We start from the raw sequence: 17,785 nt of genomic DNA on the forward strand, positions 1-17,785 counted from the left end.
CTATTTTTGAAATATATCTTTGAAGCTTGCCAGTGCTCCTTTCTAAACGAGAATAACGTAGAATAGTCAAAGATAAATAGAACACAAAATGGAAGGTTGTTGTGCAAAACGGGCTTTTACTTATTGATGCCTTAAACTTGATAAGACGCTTACATGCAGCGCTTGAACATGAGCAAGATGAACAGCGGCGCATTGAGCGTACACAAAGTCTTTGTGTCGATGCTTTGGCTAAGCTTGTCGCTCAATTCACTCCTGCTTATATGGCGATTGTGTTTGATTCGCCCAGTAAAACATGGCGTCATGAGGTGTTCCCTGAATATAAGTTAGGGCGTCCTCCAATGGATGACTTATTACTTGAATCCATGCCAAAGTTTGCTGAAGTGTTTCGTTTTAATAGTTGGCCATGTCTTAGATTGACTGGATGGGAAGCCGATGATCTTGTAGCGACGCTAGCGTATAAAGCGAGTTTACATGCTATTCCCTCAATGATCGTTTCGACCGATAAGGGATATACTCAATTACTGCAATACCCCAATATTCTGCAATACGACTATTTCGCAAAACAAGGCTATGATCCGCAATGGGTCGTACAAAAATATGGTGTTAAGCCAAAGTTGTTACCCGATTATTGGGCTCTGGTTGGAGATACAACTAATCATATTCCTGGAGTTAAAGGAGTTGGTCCTAAGTCTTCCGTTACGATTCTTGAAGGAAAAAGTGGCTTAGAAAATGTGTTTGATTCCTTATCAGAATACCCTGCAAAATTCCAAAAACTGCTAGAAGGGCAATTGGCTCATTGCCAATTTGCCCGCTCACTGGTGACACTCAAATGTGACGTAGACATCGGTATTCGGCTATCGCAATTAACCTTGCCTAGCCACTGACCTTCGAGCTAATGGTTTTATAACCTTTCAATATACAGTCATATAGCTGATCAATCACTTGAGTTGATTCTTTAAAGAGAAAGTCTGGATCCTGCTCTTTCAAACTCGAGGTTTCAGCCCCATTACGGATGATGTGTAAGAAGTCTTTTAATTGAGAGAGACTGGAGGCAGGGAAGTGTTGCTGTAGCGAAGCGAGCCTGTCTTCAATTCGCGTTAATGTATACATTAATTGAAGCTTTTTATCGGCACTAATTTCATGCCTACTAGCGACTTGTATTGATAACCCCCTCACTTGTGCCAAAGACTCAGTCAGCTCTGGTACTGTTTTGACCATCTGGTTGGCTAGTTCTCTGACATCTGGGTCAGCATTGGTCGTTAGATTGTATTTGTCAGCAATTTCTAAAAGGCCTTCTAACGCTCGGCTGATAATGCTTGAGTGACTTCTAAAGCTTTCTTCTGCACTTGAAAAGTGTTGACTCATCGTTTGTTGCCAACGAGCTTTAAGGGACTTTATACCCACTTGAAATGGATTGTTGCTTGTAGCTTGGAACTGCTCAAGGGCTATAAAACGGTGGCTTAAGTCTACCTCAATCAATTGAATCTTTTGTTTAAACTCTTGGTTCCCGTTGAGTAGCCCTGAATGGAGTGCTCGGTGTTGTTGTATGAGCTTTATTATCTCAAGAAGTTGACGCAAAGCGTCTAACCCTTTTACCGTCATCGCGCGACTTTTTTTATCGCTAAGGTAATAGCGTAAGGTTGCCAACCCAGACAATAAAACACATAAAGCAATGGCGCTAATAACAATGATCATGTTACACCTCCTGTGGCGCTAAGCGCGTTGATAACCACTCTAAATAACGCACCATATCTTTGGTGCTTTGGCTGTTTTGTGTTTGTTTTTCGCTTACCTGAGCGATATCTTGTAAACGACGGCATAAATCGTCGTTCGCGGACTGGAAATCATGGATAGTAGATTGAGAAGAGTGCATGTCTGTCTGAGTTTGTTCTGCTGCTTCTTTTATGTCAACGAGCAGAGTTTGGAACTGTATTAAAGAGCTGCTTGCTTGTTCTGCCTGATTGATCAATTCGTTGCTGTTACGATGAGACACCGTGACTTGCTCCGTCATTGAGTGGACCAAACGAGCAATATCGCTGGTGACCGTTTCAGTGTTGGCGGCTAAAGTGCGGACCTCATTCGCTACCACAGCAAAGCCTCTACCTGCCTCACCAGCACGGGCAGATTCAATCGCAGCATTGAGTGAGAGTAAATTAATCTGCTCGGTTATATCGCCAATGCGAGTAACGAATTCAGAAATATTTTGTGCCGCTTCGCTTAGTGACTCAATTTGGTTTTGATTAAGAGAAACGGTTTGATTCATTGAAGAAATCTTTTGTTCAAGGTCCGACAGTGCGATGCTGCCTTTCTGAGAGCGAGCAAGTGTTTGAGAGGACATTTGAGCCGTAGTATCTAAATGGTTTGATATTTCGCCAATCGTAACGCTCATTTCTTCGCTGGTTGTCGCCAGTTCATCTAAAGCCATGGACTCTTTCTGCGCACCTTCTGCCACTTCATTCGACGACTTAAGTAGTTCCTTTGCTGTAAAACTGGCTTCTGTGGCACAGCTTTTAAGTAATTCATCCTTGCTATCCAATGCTCGTTTTAGGGTATTTATACAGTCTGCAATAGCGTTGAATTCCGTATCACTTCGAGAGAGAAGGATGTTTTGAGCTTCTTTTATAGGCTCAATAACAAGCTGGAGACGTTTTCGTGTAAGACTTATCTGAGCCATGCTCAGATACACGATTAAGGAAACCCCAATGGGGGTAAGCCATTGAGAGAGTGGTCCGTAGTTTAAAATGAGTGTTAAGCCCCCAATACTGAAAAAAACGATCATTTTTCCATAATATGAAAGACTTGAGATTAAAAGAGCCCCCGGTGCGAATATCATCCTGTTTTTCCTTCTACTATGATGGCAAATTTTGTTATTAGATTTTTCTAATAAATTGCAACATTTAGGCCATAAATGCATGTGATGACAAGGGGCTGGACTTTATGCATGAAGCAAGAAATTATACAGAAATATCAATGAGTAATATTTAATTGAATGATTGATATAAAATACAAGACCTTGTTTGAATTCTGTCGTATCGAGAATGTGTTTTAAAAAAGAGCAACAGAGTGATACATCTTGGTGCAAATAAAAATATTCTCATTGATTGCAAGCTAGCACGGAAAAGATTCACGAATAGACCTTACCGATAATGCTTAACAGGCATATAATATGTCGCAATATTCACCCGATTAATGAGATAGGATATGTCTGAGGTAAGAACTCGTATTGCGCCGTCTCCAACTGGCGACCCTCACGTTGGTACTGCATACATCGCACTGTTTAACATGGCTTTTGCTAAGAAAATGGGCGGTGAATTCATTCTACGTATCGAAGATACTGACCAAACACGCAGTACCCCTGAATCGGAGAAGATGATCCTTGATGCACTGCGTTGGTTAGGTCTCGAATGGGCTGAAGGTCCAGACGTAGGTGGCCCACATGGCCCTTACCGTCAGAGCGAACGTGGCGATATTTATAAAGATTATGCTCTTGAGCTAGTTGAAAAAGGCCACGCTTTCTATGCGTTTGAAACGCCAGAAGAGCTAGACCAAATGCGTGCTGAGCAGAAAGAACAAGGCTTACCACAGAAATATGACGGCCGTGCTCTAAACCTTACAGCGGAAGAAGTTCAAGCAAAACTTGACGCTGGCGTACCATACGTTATCCGTATGAAAGTGCCAGAAGAAGGTACTTGTGTGGTTCAAGATATGCTGCGTGGCACGATCGAGATCGATTGGGCTCAGATTGACCAGCAAGTGCTTCTAAAAGCAGATGGTCTGCCTACTTATCACCTAGCAAACGTTGTTGATGATCATCTAATGAAAATCACCCACGTGATTCGTGGTGAAGAGTGGATCAACTCTGCGCCTAAGCATATTTTGCTGTACCAATACTTTGGTTGGGATATGCCAACATTGTGCCACATGCCATTGTTGCGTAACCCGGACAAGTCTAAGCTGTCTAAGCGTAAGAACCCAACATCGATTTTGTACTACCAGCGCATGGGCTTCTTGCCTGAAGCGGTCATCAACTACTTAGGTCGTATGGGTTGGTCAATGCCTGATGAGCGTGAAAAGTTCGCCTTGTCTGAAATGATCGAAAACTTTGATATCCAGCGTGTTTCATTGGGTGGCCCAGTATTTGATGTTGAGAAGCTTAAATGGCTGAACGGCGTTTGGATTCGTGAAGATCTATCGGTTGCAGATTTTGCTCAGAAGTTTGCTGAGTGGGGTTTGAACAGTGAATACGTGAACGCTATTTTGCCATTAATCATTCCACGAATCGATACATTCTCTGATGTAGCAGATGTCGCTGGCTTCTTCTTCAAAGGTCAATTGGATGTAACAGCAGAGTCGTTTGCTGACATCAAGATGGAAGAAGAAACACTGCGCAAAGCATTGCAGTTTGCTCTGTGGAAGCTTGAAGCGCTGCGTTCTTGGGAGAAAGATAAGATCTTTGCTGAAATGAAGTCACTTGCGCAAGCGATGGATGTGAAGCCAAAAGATTTCTTCGCGCCATTATTTGTCGCAGTAGCGGGTACAACAGCGTCTGTATCAGTGTTTGACTCCATGACTATTCTCGGTCCTGATATGACTCGTGCTCGCCTACGTCATGCTGTGAACGCAGTAGGCGGTCCATCTAAGAAAGAAACCAAGCGCTGGGAAAAAGAGTTCGCTGAACTGTAATCCGCTTAGCTTTATCTTCTAATAAAAAACCGGCCATATGGGCCGGTTTTTTTACGCTGTGTTTTATTACTTGGTTGTGAAAACGCTGGTTTTCTTCTCAAGTGCAGATACTTGGTCATGAATATGACGGGTATTACCTTCAATACTACCAATATCTGAGCTATCACGTTGTAATTGCTGCGCAATACGGTCCATCTCTTCACTCATGTGAACAGCTGTTTTGGCAACTTCTTGAATAGAGTGTGCCATGTTCGCAGAAGACAAAGAACTGGTTTGTGCATTTTGCTCAATTTCGCGAATTGCTAATTCTGCTTTTTCACTGAATTCCTCAATGGAACGAAGGTTTTCCTGTCCACTTGTCATAGTCGTGATCGCCGTTTGCGTAGATGTTTGAATCGTGCCAACGATATCAGTGATCTTCGCAGTTGCGTCCACAGTTTTTTCAGCCAGTGAACGTACTTCATCTGCTACAACCGAAAACCCGCGTCCTGCTTCACCTGCACGCGCGGCTTCTATTGCTGCGTTTAAAGCCAAAAGGTTCGTTTGATTGGCCAAATCGTTAATCATGGCGATGACGTTGTCGATGTCTTTTGATAATTGTCCAAGCTCGTTCAATTGGCGTCCAGTTTGGTTTACGACCTCAATGGTTTGGCCTAGGTTTGAAAGGGCTCCTTTGATGGTTTCAGCACCTAATTTTGCAGACTCATAAGTGTCTTTAGACTGCTGACTCAACTCATCAGTCGTATGGGAAATGCTGCTAATTGTTGTGGAAATCTCTTCTGTCGCTGCTGCAAGTGAGTTGGTCTGCTCACTGACTGATCGGTTGCTTTCAGCAATATTTCCGACGGCACTGTTGAGTTGACTCACCATGTTACTGACGTCGCCAGTTGTGTGAACAACATCCCCAATTACGGAACTAAGGCCAGTTGTCATTTCATTGACTGAACCACAAAGAGAGTCGAACTCATCATTTCGTTTGTGATTAATCGCAAGTCTAGCCGTCAAATCACCGCTCTTAACTTTACCAAGGTCACGTATGATTTGGCTTAATGTTTTATTCACGCTGCGGCCAATTCCCATCATCATCATGCCGGCAATGACAGCAACAATCACACTTACCACAATAACGCTGATGCTTGCTTGTTGAGATTGAGAGGCTGCTTGTACTCGAGCATTAACCACTGCTTTCTTCAGCAAGTCTTGTGCTTCATTGGTAGCGTTGTTGTATTGAGTTCGTAACTCATCGAATGTAGTTTGCAGTGAATATAAGTTTGAAATGAGGATGCCGTACTCTTGAACCTTATCGTAGTAAGCTTTAACGACATCTCCAAAGCGATCTTCTAAGCCAAAGTTCACCACTCTCTGGTAGAAGTTATTGTAGCGTTCTTCAAATTGAGCTTTATTTTCTTCAGTCGGCTCAAACATGAAGTTCTTTTCAGCTTCACGTACTGGTAAGAACTCCTGTTTTACCAAGCTTAAGAATGAAACTTTTTCAATTACATCTTCACCCAGTACATTAATGTCACCTTTCATACCAGAATTGGCCGTGAAGCCAAGTGTCTGATTGAGCTTTACAAGCTCAGCGAGGGACACTGAATATTGTTTAAGCAGTTCACCGATATTGGTCAGAGCTGCGACGGTTTCTGTTTCATTAACGGCTTGAGCATCTTGCTCAATGATTGCAGAGAACCTTGATTCGTTTGAGCTAAGTGTTTCGAGGAACGAAGGGTAGGTTTGATCATCAAGTCTGTCTAACTGTTGATAAAGCTCCATATTGGCAATAACCAAAGAAGAAAGGTCATTTTGAACTTTGGTCATCACTTCAAATCGTTCAGATGCCGCGGTTTGGGCACTCATTCCGTTCAGTGCCACAAATGTGACCACTACGAAGCCCAACAAGCCACAGGCAAGTAATATCGATAATTTGGCTCTAAAACTTAAATTTGCCAGCATTGTGTCCACCTAAGGTTGCATTGTATTTATAATTGTTCTTAATACTTTAGTATCATTTTCGTAATTAGAGTATTTAACCTTATGTGGCTTTTGTAAATAGAAAAAAAGCAGGTTTATGTGATGTTTTTATATGCTTTGTATATAAATAATACAATTTAAAGCGGGTGAGGGTCGAAATACGTACTCATTTGTTGCATGCCTAGCATTTCTATTTTGCCTTGGTAGCGGCCTTCTCCAGTCGAGGTAAAGTAGAAGTTATAGTGTCTGATAACTTTAAATTGTCCATGTGTGTAAGTAGGTCGCCAGTAGATGCCATGAATTGCGCCGTCGAGTAGCTGTAAGTCCAGTTTCTTGCATTGAGCTCTTACGCATCTGAGGGTGTGTTCTCGGACCTTTAAATGAAGCCAAACGAAGTAGGCGACCGCAAGTGAAATGAAGATCAAGAAAATATCAAAAAGAGAAATGTTCATTCAGCAATAATCGTGATGTATTTATTGCAAGATTACAAAAATGAGAGAAAAAAGAAAACACGCTTCCCCAAAAGCAGGAGAGAGAAAGGGGAAGCGCGTTTTATGCAGAAATTTAACCCTTGGTTAATCACTATTTACACTGATTTGGTCATTCGGGGCAGCGAATGAGTGGAAGCCAAACGAGTCGTGCGTAAAATCGTGAGCCAGTCTATCTAACCTTAGGCGGCTGCCAGTGCCTGCTCTGCATAAAGTTGTATAACCCACTGTTCTACCCTTTGATCAGTTAGGTCAAATTGTTGGTCTTCATCGACAGCTAGGCCTACAAATTCCGTTTTGTCAGCGTTCGCTCCACGAGAAGCCTCAAAGTCGTAGCCTTCAGTTGACCATTGGCCGATAAAGGTTGCGCCTGTATTCATGAGTTTTTCATGTAACCATCCCATAGCGTCCACGAAATAGTCACCGTATCCGAATTGGTCACCTAGCCCATAAAGCGCAATCACTTTGCCGCTAAGGTCTAATTCAGATAAGGCATCACCAACTTCTTCCCAATCACTTTGGATGCCACCAAAGTCCCAAGTTGGGATACCAAGAATCAAAAAATCGTATTCTAATAGTGTGCTGATATCAGAGTCCTTGATGTCATGTAATTCAACAGCTTGATCCAGCTCAGCAAATTGTTGTTGAATTTTTTGGCCCACCATTTCGGTATTAGATGTGTCTGTACCGTAAAAAAGGCCAATCATATTTGTGTTGCTCATATTTTCCTCAAAATTACTGCATGCTGCCTAGTTGGTGGCTCATGACACCAAACCTTTTAAGGCAGGCTTTTTCGATATCTTGTTTTGTCCAGCCAGTGTCAGCAGTGAGTCGATTTGCTAACGACAATCCTGAACTAGGTTGTGCCATGGCTTTACGGAAAGCGACTTCAATTTGATACTCGCCAACTGTCATACCAGTGATTGCATTGAAACCGATTTCTAAAGCGGTTTGAGTTAAGCCGATAGATTTGGCCATTTCTTCGCTTGATGAATAATGGTTTGCTTCAATCTGATTTTGCGCTGTAAACAGTTTCTTTTGGCAATCATCACATTGGTTAATGTGGTGTTGGATCTGTATGTGCTCGACCGTTTGTAGCACAACATCATACAGCTTGCCGACTAGCACCAGTTGCTTACCTTGGCGGTGAATCAACTGATTAAAATCATTGATCAGAGCTTGAGTCAGAGTCAGGTTAAGTGGAGCGCCTGTTTTATTACTGACATGGCGCTGAAAAAAGTTCTGAACGTGCTCAACTTTTTCACCCGTTATCGCTGCTAGCTGATCCCAGCTGATATAAATTTGAGTCCAGCTGAAACAAGTCTTGCGGGTAACTTCCCAATCAACCAATGCATCTTCGTAGACAGGTAAAATCTGTACTGGCGATGCTTCTTGCAATTTGTGGTGAGTCGTTGCTGTGTCAAAGGTGATGTAAACACCTGCCTTCACTTGCTCTTGAATCACAACAGGTTGTAGAACGTGTAATTGTTGTTGGATGAAGTGCAGATCCTGCAGAGGCTTTAAAAGTTTCTGCTGGCCAGCAAGGTAAGAAGCGTAGATTGCATTAACGCAACCTGTCTCTTCAAATAAGTCTTTGGCCTGTAAGATCATGAGTAATCACCCGTTCATCGTGAGAATGATTACTATTTAAATGCCAATTGCAATTAAATGCAAGTGCTTCTCATTTAAAAAATGAAAAATTTACATTAAATTGAAGGCTTTTAACAATGTAACCCCAAGGCTGGTAGTTAATAGCGAAAATATAGTGGTTAGGACAATAATGTTTGCGGCTAGAACTGCATTGCCGTTCATTGCTCGCGCCATGATGTATCCTGCTGATGCGGATGGGGAAGAAGACAATAGAAATAAGATGCCCAGTTCGATGCCTCTAAACCCCCATATATAGCCACCTAGTGTCATCAGAAAAGGCATGAAAGCAAGTTTACCAACCGTAGCAATCATTGCTGGAGTGATATCGTTTTTTAAGGCGTTAAAGCGTAAGGATGCTCCCGCACATAATAAGGCAAGTGGTAATGTCATTCTGGCAAAGTAATTGCCGGCTTGTGTGACGACATCAGGCAGGGTTAGGTTCACTTGGGTAGCAGCATAGGAAACAACAATTGCTATGATCAGTGGGTTTTTGGCAATTGCTTTTAAAGAATCCGCCACACTCTTTTGTGCGTTCATTGAGCGATTAATCGTTATGACGGCTAAAACATTGTAGAGCACCATAACGCCACCAATATAGATTGAGGCAACGGCGAGAGCATCATCGCCATAGGCGTTGAGACAATAAGCCAGCCCAATGATCGCCATATTTGAACGAAAAGCACCTTGTACAACAATGCCACGGTCACTCTTTTGTGGCACGGTTTTACTGACTATCCACTCGAGTATGAGATACCCGATGACAGTGGCAATAAGAGCGTAAATAAGAAGGGGGAGGTGTGCCCCTGGGTCTTTACTGTTTTGTGTAATGCTAATAAAAATTAAGGCAGGCATGGTAACGTTGAATACGAGCTTTGACGCTACTTCAACGAAGTTGTCGTTGATCATACCAATGCGTTCCAGTATGACCCCAACAATCAGTACCAAAAATATGGGGGCAGTAATGGAAATAGAAAATTCCACCACTGCTAAGAAATCGTCCATGTCACCTGCCTAATTTTTAAAGAGTGTACTGAGTTGTCGCGTTATTTAGTCGTTGTTTTCGAAACGGTAGCCAGCACCGTAAACAGAATGAATAACGTTAAGCTCAGGTGCCACAGCTGCGATTTTCTTACGTAGTTTTTTGATGTGGCTATCAATCGTTCGGTCACTTACGACACGGCTATCTGTGTAGATACTCTTCATGATCAAGTCACGGCCAAATACACGACCTGGCTCTTTGATCAAAAGTTGTAGTAGTTGGAATTCAACTGTGGTTAGGTCGATTAGCTCGCCTTTGTATGTTGCACGTAGGCGGTCTGCATCTAAATCGAAGCCGTCAGTTTTTGGTGCCTCTGTTTGGTCAAGCTCAACACGACGCAGGTTCGCTTTAACGCGAGCAACGATTTCGCGAGGGCTAAATGGCTTACAAACGTAGTCGTCAGCGCCCATTTCCAGACCAATTAGGCGGTCGATCTCTTCTGCTTTCGCTGTTACCATGATGATTGGCATGCCGCTAAATTGACGCACTTGTTTACATACTTCAACACCATCAAGGCCAGGAAGCATAAGGTCAAGTAGCATCAGGTCAGCTTGATTGTTTTTTAAATAGTCAATTACTTGGTCACCACGATCAATATGGTGATGTTCATATCCCGCTTGTTCTAGGTAGGCAGCCATTAACTCGGCCAATTTCGGTTCGTCTTCTACAATCAGTACTTTACTCATAGTTATCGATTCCATATCAATTTAAAGGAAATTCTACACGTATCCCCAACCCACCATTAGGAGAGTGGTAAGCGGTAATCGAGCCTTGATGTCCATCGACAATATTCGTGCAGATAGCTAGACCAAGGCCACGTCCGCCGGTTGCACGATTGCGTGAATTCTCCACGCGGAAAAATTGTTCGAAAATGTGTTGGATGTCTTCATCACTCACGCCTGGAGGCGTGTCTTCTAAGAGAACAACCGCTTTTTTACCTTCGCGAGTTAATGTAACAGTAAGTTTACCCGGTGCATTAGTATATTTAAGGGTGTTGTTCATTAAGTTTGCAAATAGCTGATGTAAACGATCATCATCACCGTTGATTATGATGGGTGCTTTTTTGGTAATTACAAGTTCTAGGTCAAGACCCGCTTCATCATAGGGAAGTTGCATGGAGCTTACAGTCTGTTCAAGTATCTCGTTTAGATTCGCATCTTCCATGCAGTAATTTAAACTGCCCATGTCATGCATAGATAGCTGATTTAGGTCGTCAATTAAGCGAGCAATATGAACAGCTTCTTGTTGCAAAGAGGCTAAGGAGTTGTCATTAACTTTGATGATGCCATCTTGCATTGCTTCAATTTCTCCGCGAAGTATTGCTACGGGTGTGCGCAGCTCATGTGCGGTATCAGCAACCCATTTTTTTCGTGCATCACGCATGTGTTCAAGCGTGGACGCTAGATGGTTAAAATCACGCCCTAGGTCTGCTAATTCGTCTGTTCCCTTGATCTTGATTCGTGTTTCGAATTCCCCTGCAGACAGCCGCTTAGTTGCTTGCCTAACAGTACAAATCGGACGGCTAAGCCATTGAGCTAAAGGCCATGTTAATAAAGCAGCAATGGTTAACATGAAGGCTGAAATTAACAGAAATGCTTCGCCTTGCTGGCGCACAAAACGTAAGGTTTGATCTTGAACTAAAGCCCTCATAGACCTCAACCCAACATAACCAACCAGCTGTTCATCAACTATCACGGCATGAGTTTCTGCATCAGCAAACTTTATATCACCGATTAACGGTTGCTTGTCCTTATTAAATAATAAGAATCTCTGTCGGTAATATTGCGAAGGGTAAATAAGGTCCAAGTTTGGTGTGCTTGGAGGTGGAATTAGATCACGAATGTTTTCTAGCTTAGCTTGTTGCCACTCTTTTTCTAAACGGCTTTCCTGTACTAGAAAATACCAATCATCATAATAAATGTAGAGGTTAGCGGTTCGGTTTGCCATCTGTTGCAAAAAATCACGATCTCGCTCAGTTGCATAGGTGACAAAGCCTCGGTCAAAGCTCCACTGAAAAACTTGCCACATAGACACAATTAGTAAGATGTTACTAAGAACAAAGACTAAAAATAATTTGTGTCGTATCTGAAAACCTTTCATGTTTACCATAATCGCCTATGCAGCTGCTTGCTCATCCAAATATAATTAACTATTCATTCAGATATACTATATTGATATTGTTCGCCTGACTATTCATCACCTCAGCAAATAATGTGGAGCAACTATTAATATTTATATACTAATAGCTCTCTTTTTTAATCATTGCTTCGCCCTCTTTCTTCCGTCGCACACATTCATCGAATACAGAGTACTCACATCGAGCACACTGGGATAAATCCATATCTCTTTCAATCTGCTTAATAGCAATCCCTTTACCGGGGTAGGTGTGTCGTGCTCCCACTTTCTCTAGTACTCCAAAGCGCTCTAAGCGTTCGAGCTGCCATAAATAGCGAACAACAAGATGCACCTGAGTTCCGGCCGCTTTTCGCTGATCAACCAGTTGCTTCAAAAAATGGGCTCCTTGCATGTCAATAGCAGACAATCCTCGACACAAGATAATCCAGTGATCTTTGTGCGGATAGTCACTTTCCAGCAATTGAAATTGCTTATTCATGTAGTCAACGGAGCCGAAGTAAAGCGGTCCATCTAAGCGAATGAAATGGATCTGAGGGCAAGTGTCTAGGTTGAAGTGCATGATATTATGAAAATAACGGCCTTCGTCTGTGGTCATGGGGGCAAGCAATCTGACATTAGGCTTTGCAGTTTGGTTTAAGAACAATGCCAAACTTAATCCAACACCTACAAGAATGCCGAATTCCAAACTGATGCCAATAGTGCTGAATAACGTGACCAGAGCTATGCTCAATTCAGCTCGACTGGTTTTTGCATAATGAATTAACTCTTTGAACTCGATTAGCCTCCAGCCGACCAGAATAATAATGCCTGCCATAGCTGGGATCGGAAGATGTGAAAATAAGGGGGCAATGAGACTTAGGATCAGCAGCAAAATAACGCTTGAGAAGATAATCGCTAGGGGCGTGCGAGCTCCGGCTTCGACATTAATACCGCTGCGGGTAAATGAGCCTGAACTCATGTAATTTGAAAATAAGCTGCCTACCATATTGGACATCCCTTGACCAACAAACTCACGGTTGGTATCGATTTCTTGTTGGGTTTTCAACGCGATGGCTTTTGATATTGAGGCCGCTTCTAGCAGTCCGATGAGTGCAAGTACTACTGCGCCGGGTGCTAACTCTCTAAGTGTGTCGCCAGATAGCTCAATAAGTGCAAACGGCGGAATGGCTTCATGCAGCTCTCCAACCAGAGGTACGTTATGCAGATCAGCTTGTACTAAGTAGCCAAAAATGCTCCCCAAAATTAATGCCATCAGATAGTGAGGTAGCTTGCCAGAAATACGCCGAATAAGAATGGCTGAGACAATGGTTACTGCGCAAATAGACAATGAATAAAAGTTCATTTGCGAGCCGACATGAAGCAGTGCGTTAAAAAAACTAAGTAGATTTTCCGGCCTAGGTAGGTTGGCGGTTAAAGCGTGTTGTACTTGGCTTAGCATGATGAGAAATGCCGCGCCTGTAATAAAACCTACCATAACAGCATGCGAAACAAAGTTTGTGAGGTTGCCCAGTTTGGCAAGCCCCAGTGCAAGTTGAATGACTCCGGCCAAAAAAGTGATAGCCAAGGCAGCTTGAATAAATTCTGCTGACCCAGGTGTGTATAAACCTGATAAAGAAGAAAACAAGAGTGCTGAAATAGCAGTTGCTGGCCCACATACCATGTGCCATGAAGAACCAAATAAAACGGCAATAATGGGGGCTACCATCGCACTGTAAAAACCGTATTCGGCTGGCAGTCCTGCAATGGCTGCAAAAGCGATCCCTTGCGGGATCGACATAGACGCACAAGTAATTCCTGCAATGAAGTCTGCCTTTACGTTTGAGCTGTTGATCAAGGTAACCCAAGGCAGCCATTTATGCAGAGTTCGTGACATCATTGGTCTCCAGTCATTTTGCTTGATAATGTCTTTTTATTAAACGATCGTTTAGTAAAAGCAGATTAACACGTTAGGGGTGAAATATATAATTGGTCCGAAAATATGGTCGCTATTGTAATGGGATTGAGTGAATTTTGTCTCAAGTATGCTGTTTTGAAAATGAAATCTTGCTTAGGGAGTTTCCTATCGCAGCGCTAAGCGTTAGAATTTCGGCTTTCTAAACGACTTAATAGAGTAGGAATATCTAATGGGCAGAGCCTTTCAGAACCGAAAAGAGTCCATGGCGAAAACCTCGGATCAAAAAGCCAAGGTTTACAGTAAGTACGGACGTGAAATTTATGTATGTGCGAAATCTGGCGGTATTGACCCGGCGGGTAACCTAGCACTACGTAGCATGATCGAACGCGCTAAGAAGGACCAAGTACCAACGCACGTTATCGAAAAAGCCATCGACAAAGCGAAAGGTGGTGGTGGTGAAGACTTTGATACTGCACGTTACGAAGGTTTTGGCCCAGGCAACACCATGGTAATCGTAGACTGTCTGTCTGATAACCCGAACCGTACTTTTGGTGATGTTCGTACTTGTTTCAACAAAGTTAAGAGCAAGATCGGCACGCAAGGCAGTGTGTCTCACATGTTTGACCATTCTGCTATTTTTGTCTTCGCTTCAGAAGATGAAGATGCGGTGATGGAAGCATTGTTAGAGGCTGATGTTGATGTGTCTGATATTGAATCAGAAGACGGCAAAGTTTCTGTGTTCACACCAAACACAGAATACGGTAAAGCGCGTCAAGCGATCATTGATGCTTTCGGTGAAGTGGACTTTGACGTGGATGAAATTCAATTTATCCCACAAATGACAACGGAAATTTCAGGTGAAGATGTTGAGCAATTCGAGCGCTTCCTTGATCTACTGAACGATCTAGACGACGTTCAACGCGTATACCACAACGCTGAATTCTAAAATTCTATAAATCCCTCGTTTTAGGTGGTGGTCATCTGACTCATCCTTTATGACGAGGGATTTTTATTTTAGAGATTTAGAGTTTACTGAGAAGAGCAATGAAAAATACGAATCGTCAGAAAGCGTCAGCTAAACAAAAGGCAGTACGCTCCCCTTGTATTAATGTCTGCAGCTTAGATGAGAACGACCTGTGTATTGGTTGTTACCGTACTGGACGAGAAATCAGTTACTGGGGGCGTATGACCTATAAAGAGCAACTGGCAGTCATGGAAAAAGTCCGCCAGCGTGAAAGCGATAGTGGGTTTGTAAGTTAGCCTTATTATTCTGTCTCAGTATTAGCCTGTTTGTTTTTAAGGGTAATCCACTGAGACATATATTGAGTACTTTTCATAGAATGGTGGCGCACTAACTTCCCTAAAAAGAAATTGTTTCTTAACTGCTCTTTAAGCTGTTGTTGAATGCTTAAGCGAGTTACCAGCTTGTCTATCCATTCATCTTTTTCGTATCGCTGTTTGATAATAGCGTGGCCATTTTTCTGCATTAATTCAAAGCTTTGTTGGTCCTGATAAAGACTGACAGATGCATTAACAAACTCTTCATCATCATCGGTAATAATGCCATTCCATGGTAGGTTTCCATGCATGGCTTCTGCTCCAACAGACTTAGTAATGCTAGGTGTGCCGACTTGCATTGCTTCTGCCAGCTTTCCTTTGATGCCTGCGCCAAAGCGAATAGGGCTTAACATAATGCGAGCGCTTTCAATCACAGCCAAGGCATCTTCAGCCCAGCCTTTTACTAGGAACCCTTCTTTTTCATTATGGAGCTGAGTTGCCTTTGGTGGCGGGTAGGCACCGTAAATATTCAGTTTTGCATCAGGCAATTGTTTGCGGATCTTGGGCCAAAAAACTTGCTTTAACTGAAGCACGGCATCCCAATTAGGGGCATGACGGAAGTTGCCAATAAAAACAAAATCTTGTCGTTGTTCGAAGGGAGCAGCTCGGAGGGTTTGCGTATCCAGCATAAATGGCAGGTGCATAACGTGCGTTTCAGGAACGTTAAACTCTTGCTTTAAAAGTTCTGTCTCGTATTCAGAAACCATCAATGTCAGATCGCTTCGATAGATGGCTGCTATTTCTCGAATACCAAGATCGCTGTACATGTCTGACTGAGTGAAAGGGCGACCTTGTTTGATTGCGGTATGGCGTGCATCCCTTAGAGAATGCAGGTCTTCCGTATTTAAAACGCGTAAGGCTTTCGGAGCAAATTTCTCAACACGCCACCCAAATTGCTCCTCCATCATAAAGCGATCAAACATTACCATATCTGGATTGTAAGCTTCGAGATAGTCATTAAAACTATCATTGTTAAGTTTGATATTGGTGGTGCTGATGCCATATTGGGAAAGGTCTTCCATGTGGTCTGTTGTTTGCGCTGGGGAGGCAAATTCAACCTTCCAGTTCTGCTGGCAAAAGGTTTTGATGAGTTGCATCATGCGGCTGCCTGCAGCAGAAGAGTTCGGCTCAGGCCAAACATAACCAATGATTAAAATTTTCATAGAGGCTGAGTGATTGATCTATCTAGAAATAAAGAAAAGGGACAAGTTTTGCTAGGTATTGTATCATGTGCGCCAACTTTGTGTTGCTGCACAGTCATTGGACGCAGCAACATGCTATGGAAACATGACGTTGAGACTTAACTATGATCATTAAGCCGAAAATTCGTGGATTTATTTGTACGACGACTCACCCAACAGGTTGTGAGAAAAACGTTTTAGATCAAATTGCTAAAACGAAAGCCAACGGCGAAATCAAAAATGGCCCTAAAAAAGTATTGGTGATTGGTTCATCAAGTGGTTACGGCCTTTCATCTCGTATTGCTGCGGCGTTTGGCTCAGGCGCAGCAACTATAGGTGTATTTTTCGAGAAGCCTGCTACTGAGAAAAAGCCTGGCACAGCGGGTTGGTACAACGCTGCGGCATTTGACAAAGCGGCGCACGAGGCAGGCTTATATGCGAAGAGCATTAACGGCGATGCATTCTCAAATGAAGCGCGTGATAAAGTTATCGAGCTAATTAAAGAAGATCTTGGTGAGATCGACCTAGTGGTCTACTCACTAGCATCACCTGTTCGTAAACTGCCTGAGTCTGGTGAAGTGATTCGTTCAGTGCTTAAGCCAATCGGCGAACCATACCGCTCAACTGCCATCGATACTAACCGCGATGTCATCATCGACGCAGAAATTGAGCCTGCGACGGAAGAAGAAGTTGCGCAAACGGTTACGGTAATGGGTGGCGAAGATTGGGAACTTTGGATGTCTGCGCTTTCTGAGGCGGGTGTTCTTGCTGAGGGTGCACGTACGGTTGCTTACTCTTACATTGGTTCCGACATCACTTGGCCAATCTACTGGCACGGTGCCCTAGGTAAGGCAAAAGAAGATTTAGACCGCGCTTCTCAAGCAATCAATGCTGATCTTGCTAAGCAGGGTGGTGGTGCGAACGTAGCGGTACTTAAATCAGTTGTGACACAGGCTTCTTCTGCGATCCCAGTGATGCCGCTTTACCTATCTATGGTATTTAAAGTGATGCGTGAAAAAGGTCTTCACGAAGGCTGTATGGATCAAATTTACCGTATGTTTGCTGAACGCTTATACAACGACAATAACCCAGCTGAGTTGGTAGATGATAGCAATCGTCTTCGTCTAGATGACTGGGAGCTTCGCGAAGACGTGCAGCAGGCTTGTCGTGACCTTTGGCCACAAGTCACAGACGAAAACCTATTTGCTGAAACAGATTACCAACTTTACAAAGATGAGTTCTTGAAGTTGTTTGGTTTCGGTGTTGAAGGTGTGGATTATGAAGCTGAGGTTGATCCTCAAGTTGAGTTTGATGTAATTACACTTTAAGACATTCGTTAACATGACGATAAACAAAGGAGACCAATGGTCTCCTTTTTTTTATTTTGAGATTCTTCTATAGTGGT

16 protein-coding genes are annotated in these 17,785 nt (G+C 43.0%); 5 read left to right on the plus strand and 11 right to left on the minus strand.

Annotated elements, in window-relative coordinates; genetic code table 11:
- Positions 1 to 101 precede the first annotated feature (101 nt).
- Entirely contained in the window at positions 102 to 884 is a 783-nt protein-coding gene (locus JHD44_RS19065) for a 5'-3' exonuclease H3TH domain-containing protein (protein ID WP_199461760.1), read from the plus strand.
- Here the strand turns inward: JHD44_RS19065 and JHD44_RS05485 are convergent.
- Both JHD44_RS05485 and JHD44_RS05490 read right to left on the minus strand, forming a co-directional pair.
- On the minus strand, positions 874 to 1,695 hold the full coding sequence (locus JHD44_RS05485) for a hypothetical protein (protein ID WP_199461761.1): 822 nt from the start codon (positions 1,693 to 1,695) through the stop codon (positions 874 to 876). The two genes, JHD44_RS19065 and JHD44_RS05485, sit on opposite strands and share 11 nt — an antisense overlap.
- A gap of 1 nt (position 1,696) precedes the next feature.
- Positions 1,697 to 2,674 (minus strand): methyl-accepting chemotaxis protein, encoded by a 978-nt coding sequence (locus JHD44_RS05490; RefSeq protein WP_199461762.1) that lies wholly within the window; start codon positions 2,672 to 2,674, stop codon positions 1,697 to 1,699.
- A gap of 527 nt (positions 2,675 to 3,201) precedes the next feature.
- Here JHD44_RS05490 and gltX point away from each other — a divergent pair.
- Positions 3,202 to 4,683 carry a glutamate--tRNA ligase gene (gene gltX, locus JHD44_RS05495; RefSeq protein WP_199461763.1) on the plus strand — a complete coding sequence of 494 codons (1,482 nt, stop codon included), beginning with the start codon at positions 3,202 to 3,204 and terminating at the stop codon, positions 4,681 to 4,683.
- 66 nt (positions 4,684 to 4,749) lie between these two features.
- Here gltX and JHD44_RS05500 read toward each other — a convergent pair whose 3' ends face one another.
- The 8 genes from JHD44_RS05500 to JHD44_RS05535 all read right to left on the minus strand — a co-directional run bounded on the left by JHD44_RS05500 (position 4,750) and on the right by JHD44_RS05535 (position 13,843).
- Positions 4,750 to 6,636: a methyl-accepting chemotaxis protein gene (locus JHD44_RS05500; RefSeq protein ID WP_199461764.1), complete on the minus strand. Its 1,887-nt coding sequence runs from the start codon at positions 6,634 to 6,636 to the stop codon at positions 4,750 to 4,752.
- Positions 6,637 to 6,791: 155 nt separating this feature from the next.
- Complete coding sequence (locus JHD44_RS05505) at positions 6,792 to 7,106, minus strand: DUF3301 domain-containing protein (protein ID WP_199461765.1); 315 nt, start codon at positions 7,104 to 7,106, stop codon at positions 6,792 to 6,794.
- Positions 7,107 to 7,324: 218 nt separating this feature from the next.
- Complete coding sequence (gene fldB / locus JHD44_RS05510; RefSeq protein WP_199461766.1) at positions 7,325 to 7,864, minus strand: flavodoxin FldB; 540 nt, start codon at positions 7,862 to 7,864, stop codon at positions 7,325 to 7,327.
- A gap of 13 nt (positions 7,865 to 7,877) precedes the next feature.
- On the minus strand, positions 7,878 to 8,753 hold the full coding sequence (locus JHD44_RS05515; RefSeq protein WP_199461767.1) for a hypothetical protein: 876 nt from the start codon (positions 8,751 to 8,753) through the stop codon (positions 7,878 to 7,880).
- Positions 8,754 to 8,843: 90 nt separating this feature from the next.
- Entirely contained in the window at positions 8,844 to 9,794 is a 951-nt protein-coding gene (locus JHD44_RS05520) for an AEC family transporter (RefSeq protein WP_199461768.1), read from the minus strand.
- Between the two features lie 45 nt (positions 9,795 to 9,839).
- A complete protein-coding gene (locus JHD44_RS05525) occupies positions 9,840 to 10,517 on the minus strand; it encodes a response regulator (RefSeq protein ID WP_055461375.1) in 678 nt (225 codons plus the stop codon).
- Positions 10,518 to 10,533: 16 nt separating this feature from the next.
- A complete protein-coding gene (locus JHD44_RS05530; protein ID WP_233401769.1) occupies positions 10,534 to 11,931 on the minus strand; it encodes an ATP-binding protein in 1,398 nt (465 codons plus the stop codon).
- A 139-nt stretch (positions 11,932 to 12,070) separates the two neighbouring features.
- The gene (locus JHD44_RS05535) at positions 12,071 to 13,843 is read right to left on the minus strand and encodes a SulP family inorganic anion transporter (protein WP_199461770.1); all 1,773 of its coding nucleotides are present in this window, start codon (positions 13,841 to 13,843) and stop codon (positions 12,071 to 12,073) included.
- A 247-nt stretch (positions 13,844 to 14,090) separates the two neighbouring features.
- On the opposite strand from JHD44_RS05535, the gene JHD44_RS05540 reads away from it, so the two are divergent.
- Entirely contained in the window at positions 14,091 to 14,807 is a 717-nt protein-coding gene (locus JHD44_RS05540) for a YebC/PmpR family DNA-binding transcriptional regulator (protein WP_133564088.1), read from the plus strand.
- 98 nt (positions 14,808 to 14,905) lie between these two features.
- On the plus strand, positions 14,906 to 15,121 hold the full coding sequence (locus JHD44_RS05545; protein WP_199461771.1) for a DUF1289 domain-containing protein: 216 nt from the start codon (positions 14,906 to 14,908) through the stop codon (positions 15,119 to 15,121).
- 5 nt (positions 15,122 to 15,126) lie between these two features.
- Here the strand turns inward: JHD44_RS05545 and JHD44_RS05550 are convergent, their stop codons facing one another.
- The gene (locus JHD44_RS05550; RefSeq protein ID WP_199461772.1) at positions 15,127 to 16,362 is read right to left on the minus strand and encodes a glycosyltransferase family 4 protein; all 1,236 of its coding nucleotides are present in this window, start codon (positions 16,360 to 16,362) and stop codon (positions 15,127 to 15,129) included.
- 143 nt (positions 16,363 to 16,505) lie between these two features.
- On the opposite strand from JHD44_RS05550, the gene fabV reads away from it, so the two are divergent.
- The gene (fabV, locus tag JHD44_RS05555; protein ID WP_199461773.1) at positions 16,506 to 17,708 is read left to right on the plus strand and encodes an enoyl-ACP reductase FabV; all 1,203 of its coding nucleotides are present in this window, start codon (positions 16,506 to 16,508) and stop codon (positions 17,706 to 17,708) included.
- Positions 17,709 to 17,785: the final 77 nt, after the last annotated feature.

This window comes from Marinomonas ostreistagni (assembly GCF_016461785.1).
Lineage (GTDB): Bacteria > Pseudomonadota > Gammaproteobacteria > Pseudomonadales > Marinomonadaceae > Marinomonas > Marinomonas ostreistagni_A.

Coding starts and splice junctions, on each gene's coding strand:
- fabV (WP_199461773.1), top strand. CDS start 16,506: ATGATCATTAAGCCGAAAATTCGTGGATTTATTTGTACGACGACTCAC.
- JHD44_RS05550 (WP_199461772.1), bottom strand. CDS start 16,362: ATGAAAATTTTAATCATTGGTTATGTTTGGCCTGAGCCGAACTCTTCT.
- JHD44_RS05485 (WP_199461761.1), bottom strand. CDS start 1,695: ATGATCATTGTTATTAGCGCCATTGCTTTATGTGTTTTATTGTCTGGG.
- JHD44_RS05490 (WP_199461762.1), bottom strand. CDS start 2,674: ATGGCTCAGATAAGTCTTACACGAAAACGTCTCCAGCTTGTTATTGAG.
- JHD44_RS05520 (WP_199461768.1), bottom strand. CDS start 9,794: ATGGACGATTTCTTAGCAGTGGTGGAATTTTCTATTTCCATTACTGCC.
- JHD44_RS05525 (WP_055461375.1), bottom strand. CDS start 10,517: ATGAGTAAAGTACTGATTGTAGAAGACGAACCGAAATTGGCCGAGTTA.
- gltX (WP_199461763.1), top strand. CDS start 3,202: ATGTCTGAGGTAAGAACTCGTATTGCGCCGTCTCCAACTGGCGACCCT.
- fldB (WP_199461766.1), bottom strand. CDS start 7,864: ATGAGCAACACAAATATGATTGGCCTTTTTTACGGTACAGACACATCT.
- JHD44_RS05545 (WP_199461771.1), top strand. CDS start 14,906: ATGAAAAATACGAATCGTCAGAAAGCGTCAGCTAAACAAAAGGCAGTA.
- JHD44_RS05535 (WP_199461770.1), bottom strand. CDS start 13,843: ATGATGTCACGAACTCTGCATAAATGGCTGCCTTGGGTTACCTTGATC.
- JHD44_RS05515 (WP_199461767.1), bottom strand. CDS start 8,753: ATGATCTTACAGGCCAAAGACTTATTTGAAGAGACAGGTTGCGTTAAT.
- JHD44_RS05530 (WP_233401769.1), bottom strand. CDS start 11,931: ATGAAAGGTTTTCAGATACGACACAAATTATTTTTAGTCTTTGTTCTT.
- JHD44_RS05540 (WP_133564088.1), top strand. CDS start 14,091: ATGGGCAGAGCCTTTCAGAACCGAAAAGAGTCCATGGCGAAAACCTCG.
- JHD44_RS05500 (WP_199461764.1), bottom strand. CDS start 6,636: ATGCTGGCAAATTTAAGTTTTAGAGCCAAATTATCGATATTACTTGCC.
- JHD44_RS05505 (WP_199461765.1), bottom strand. CDS start 7,106: ATGAACATTTCTCTTTTTGATATTTTCTTGATCTTCATTTCACTTGCG.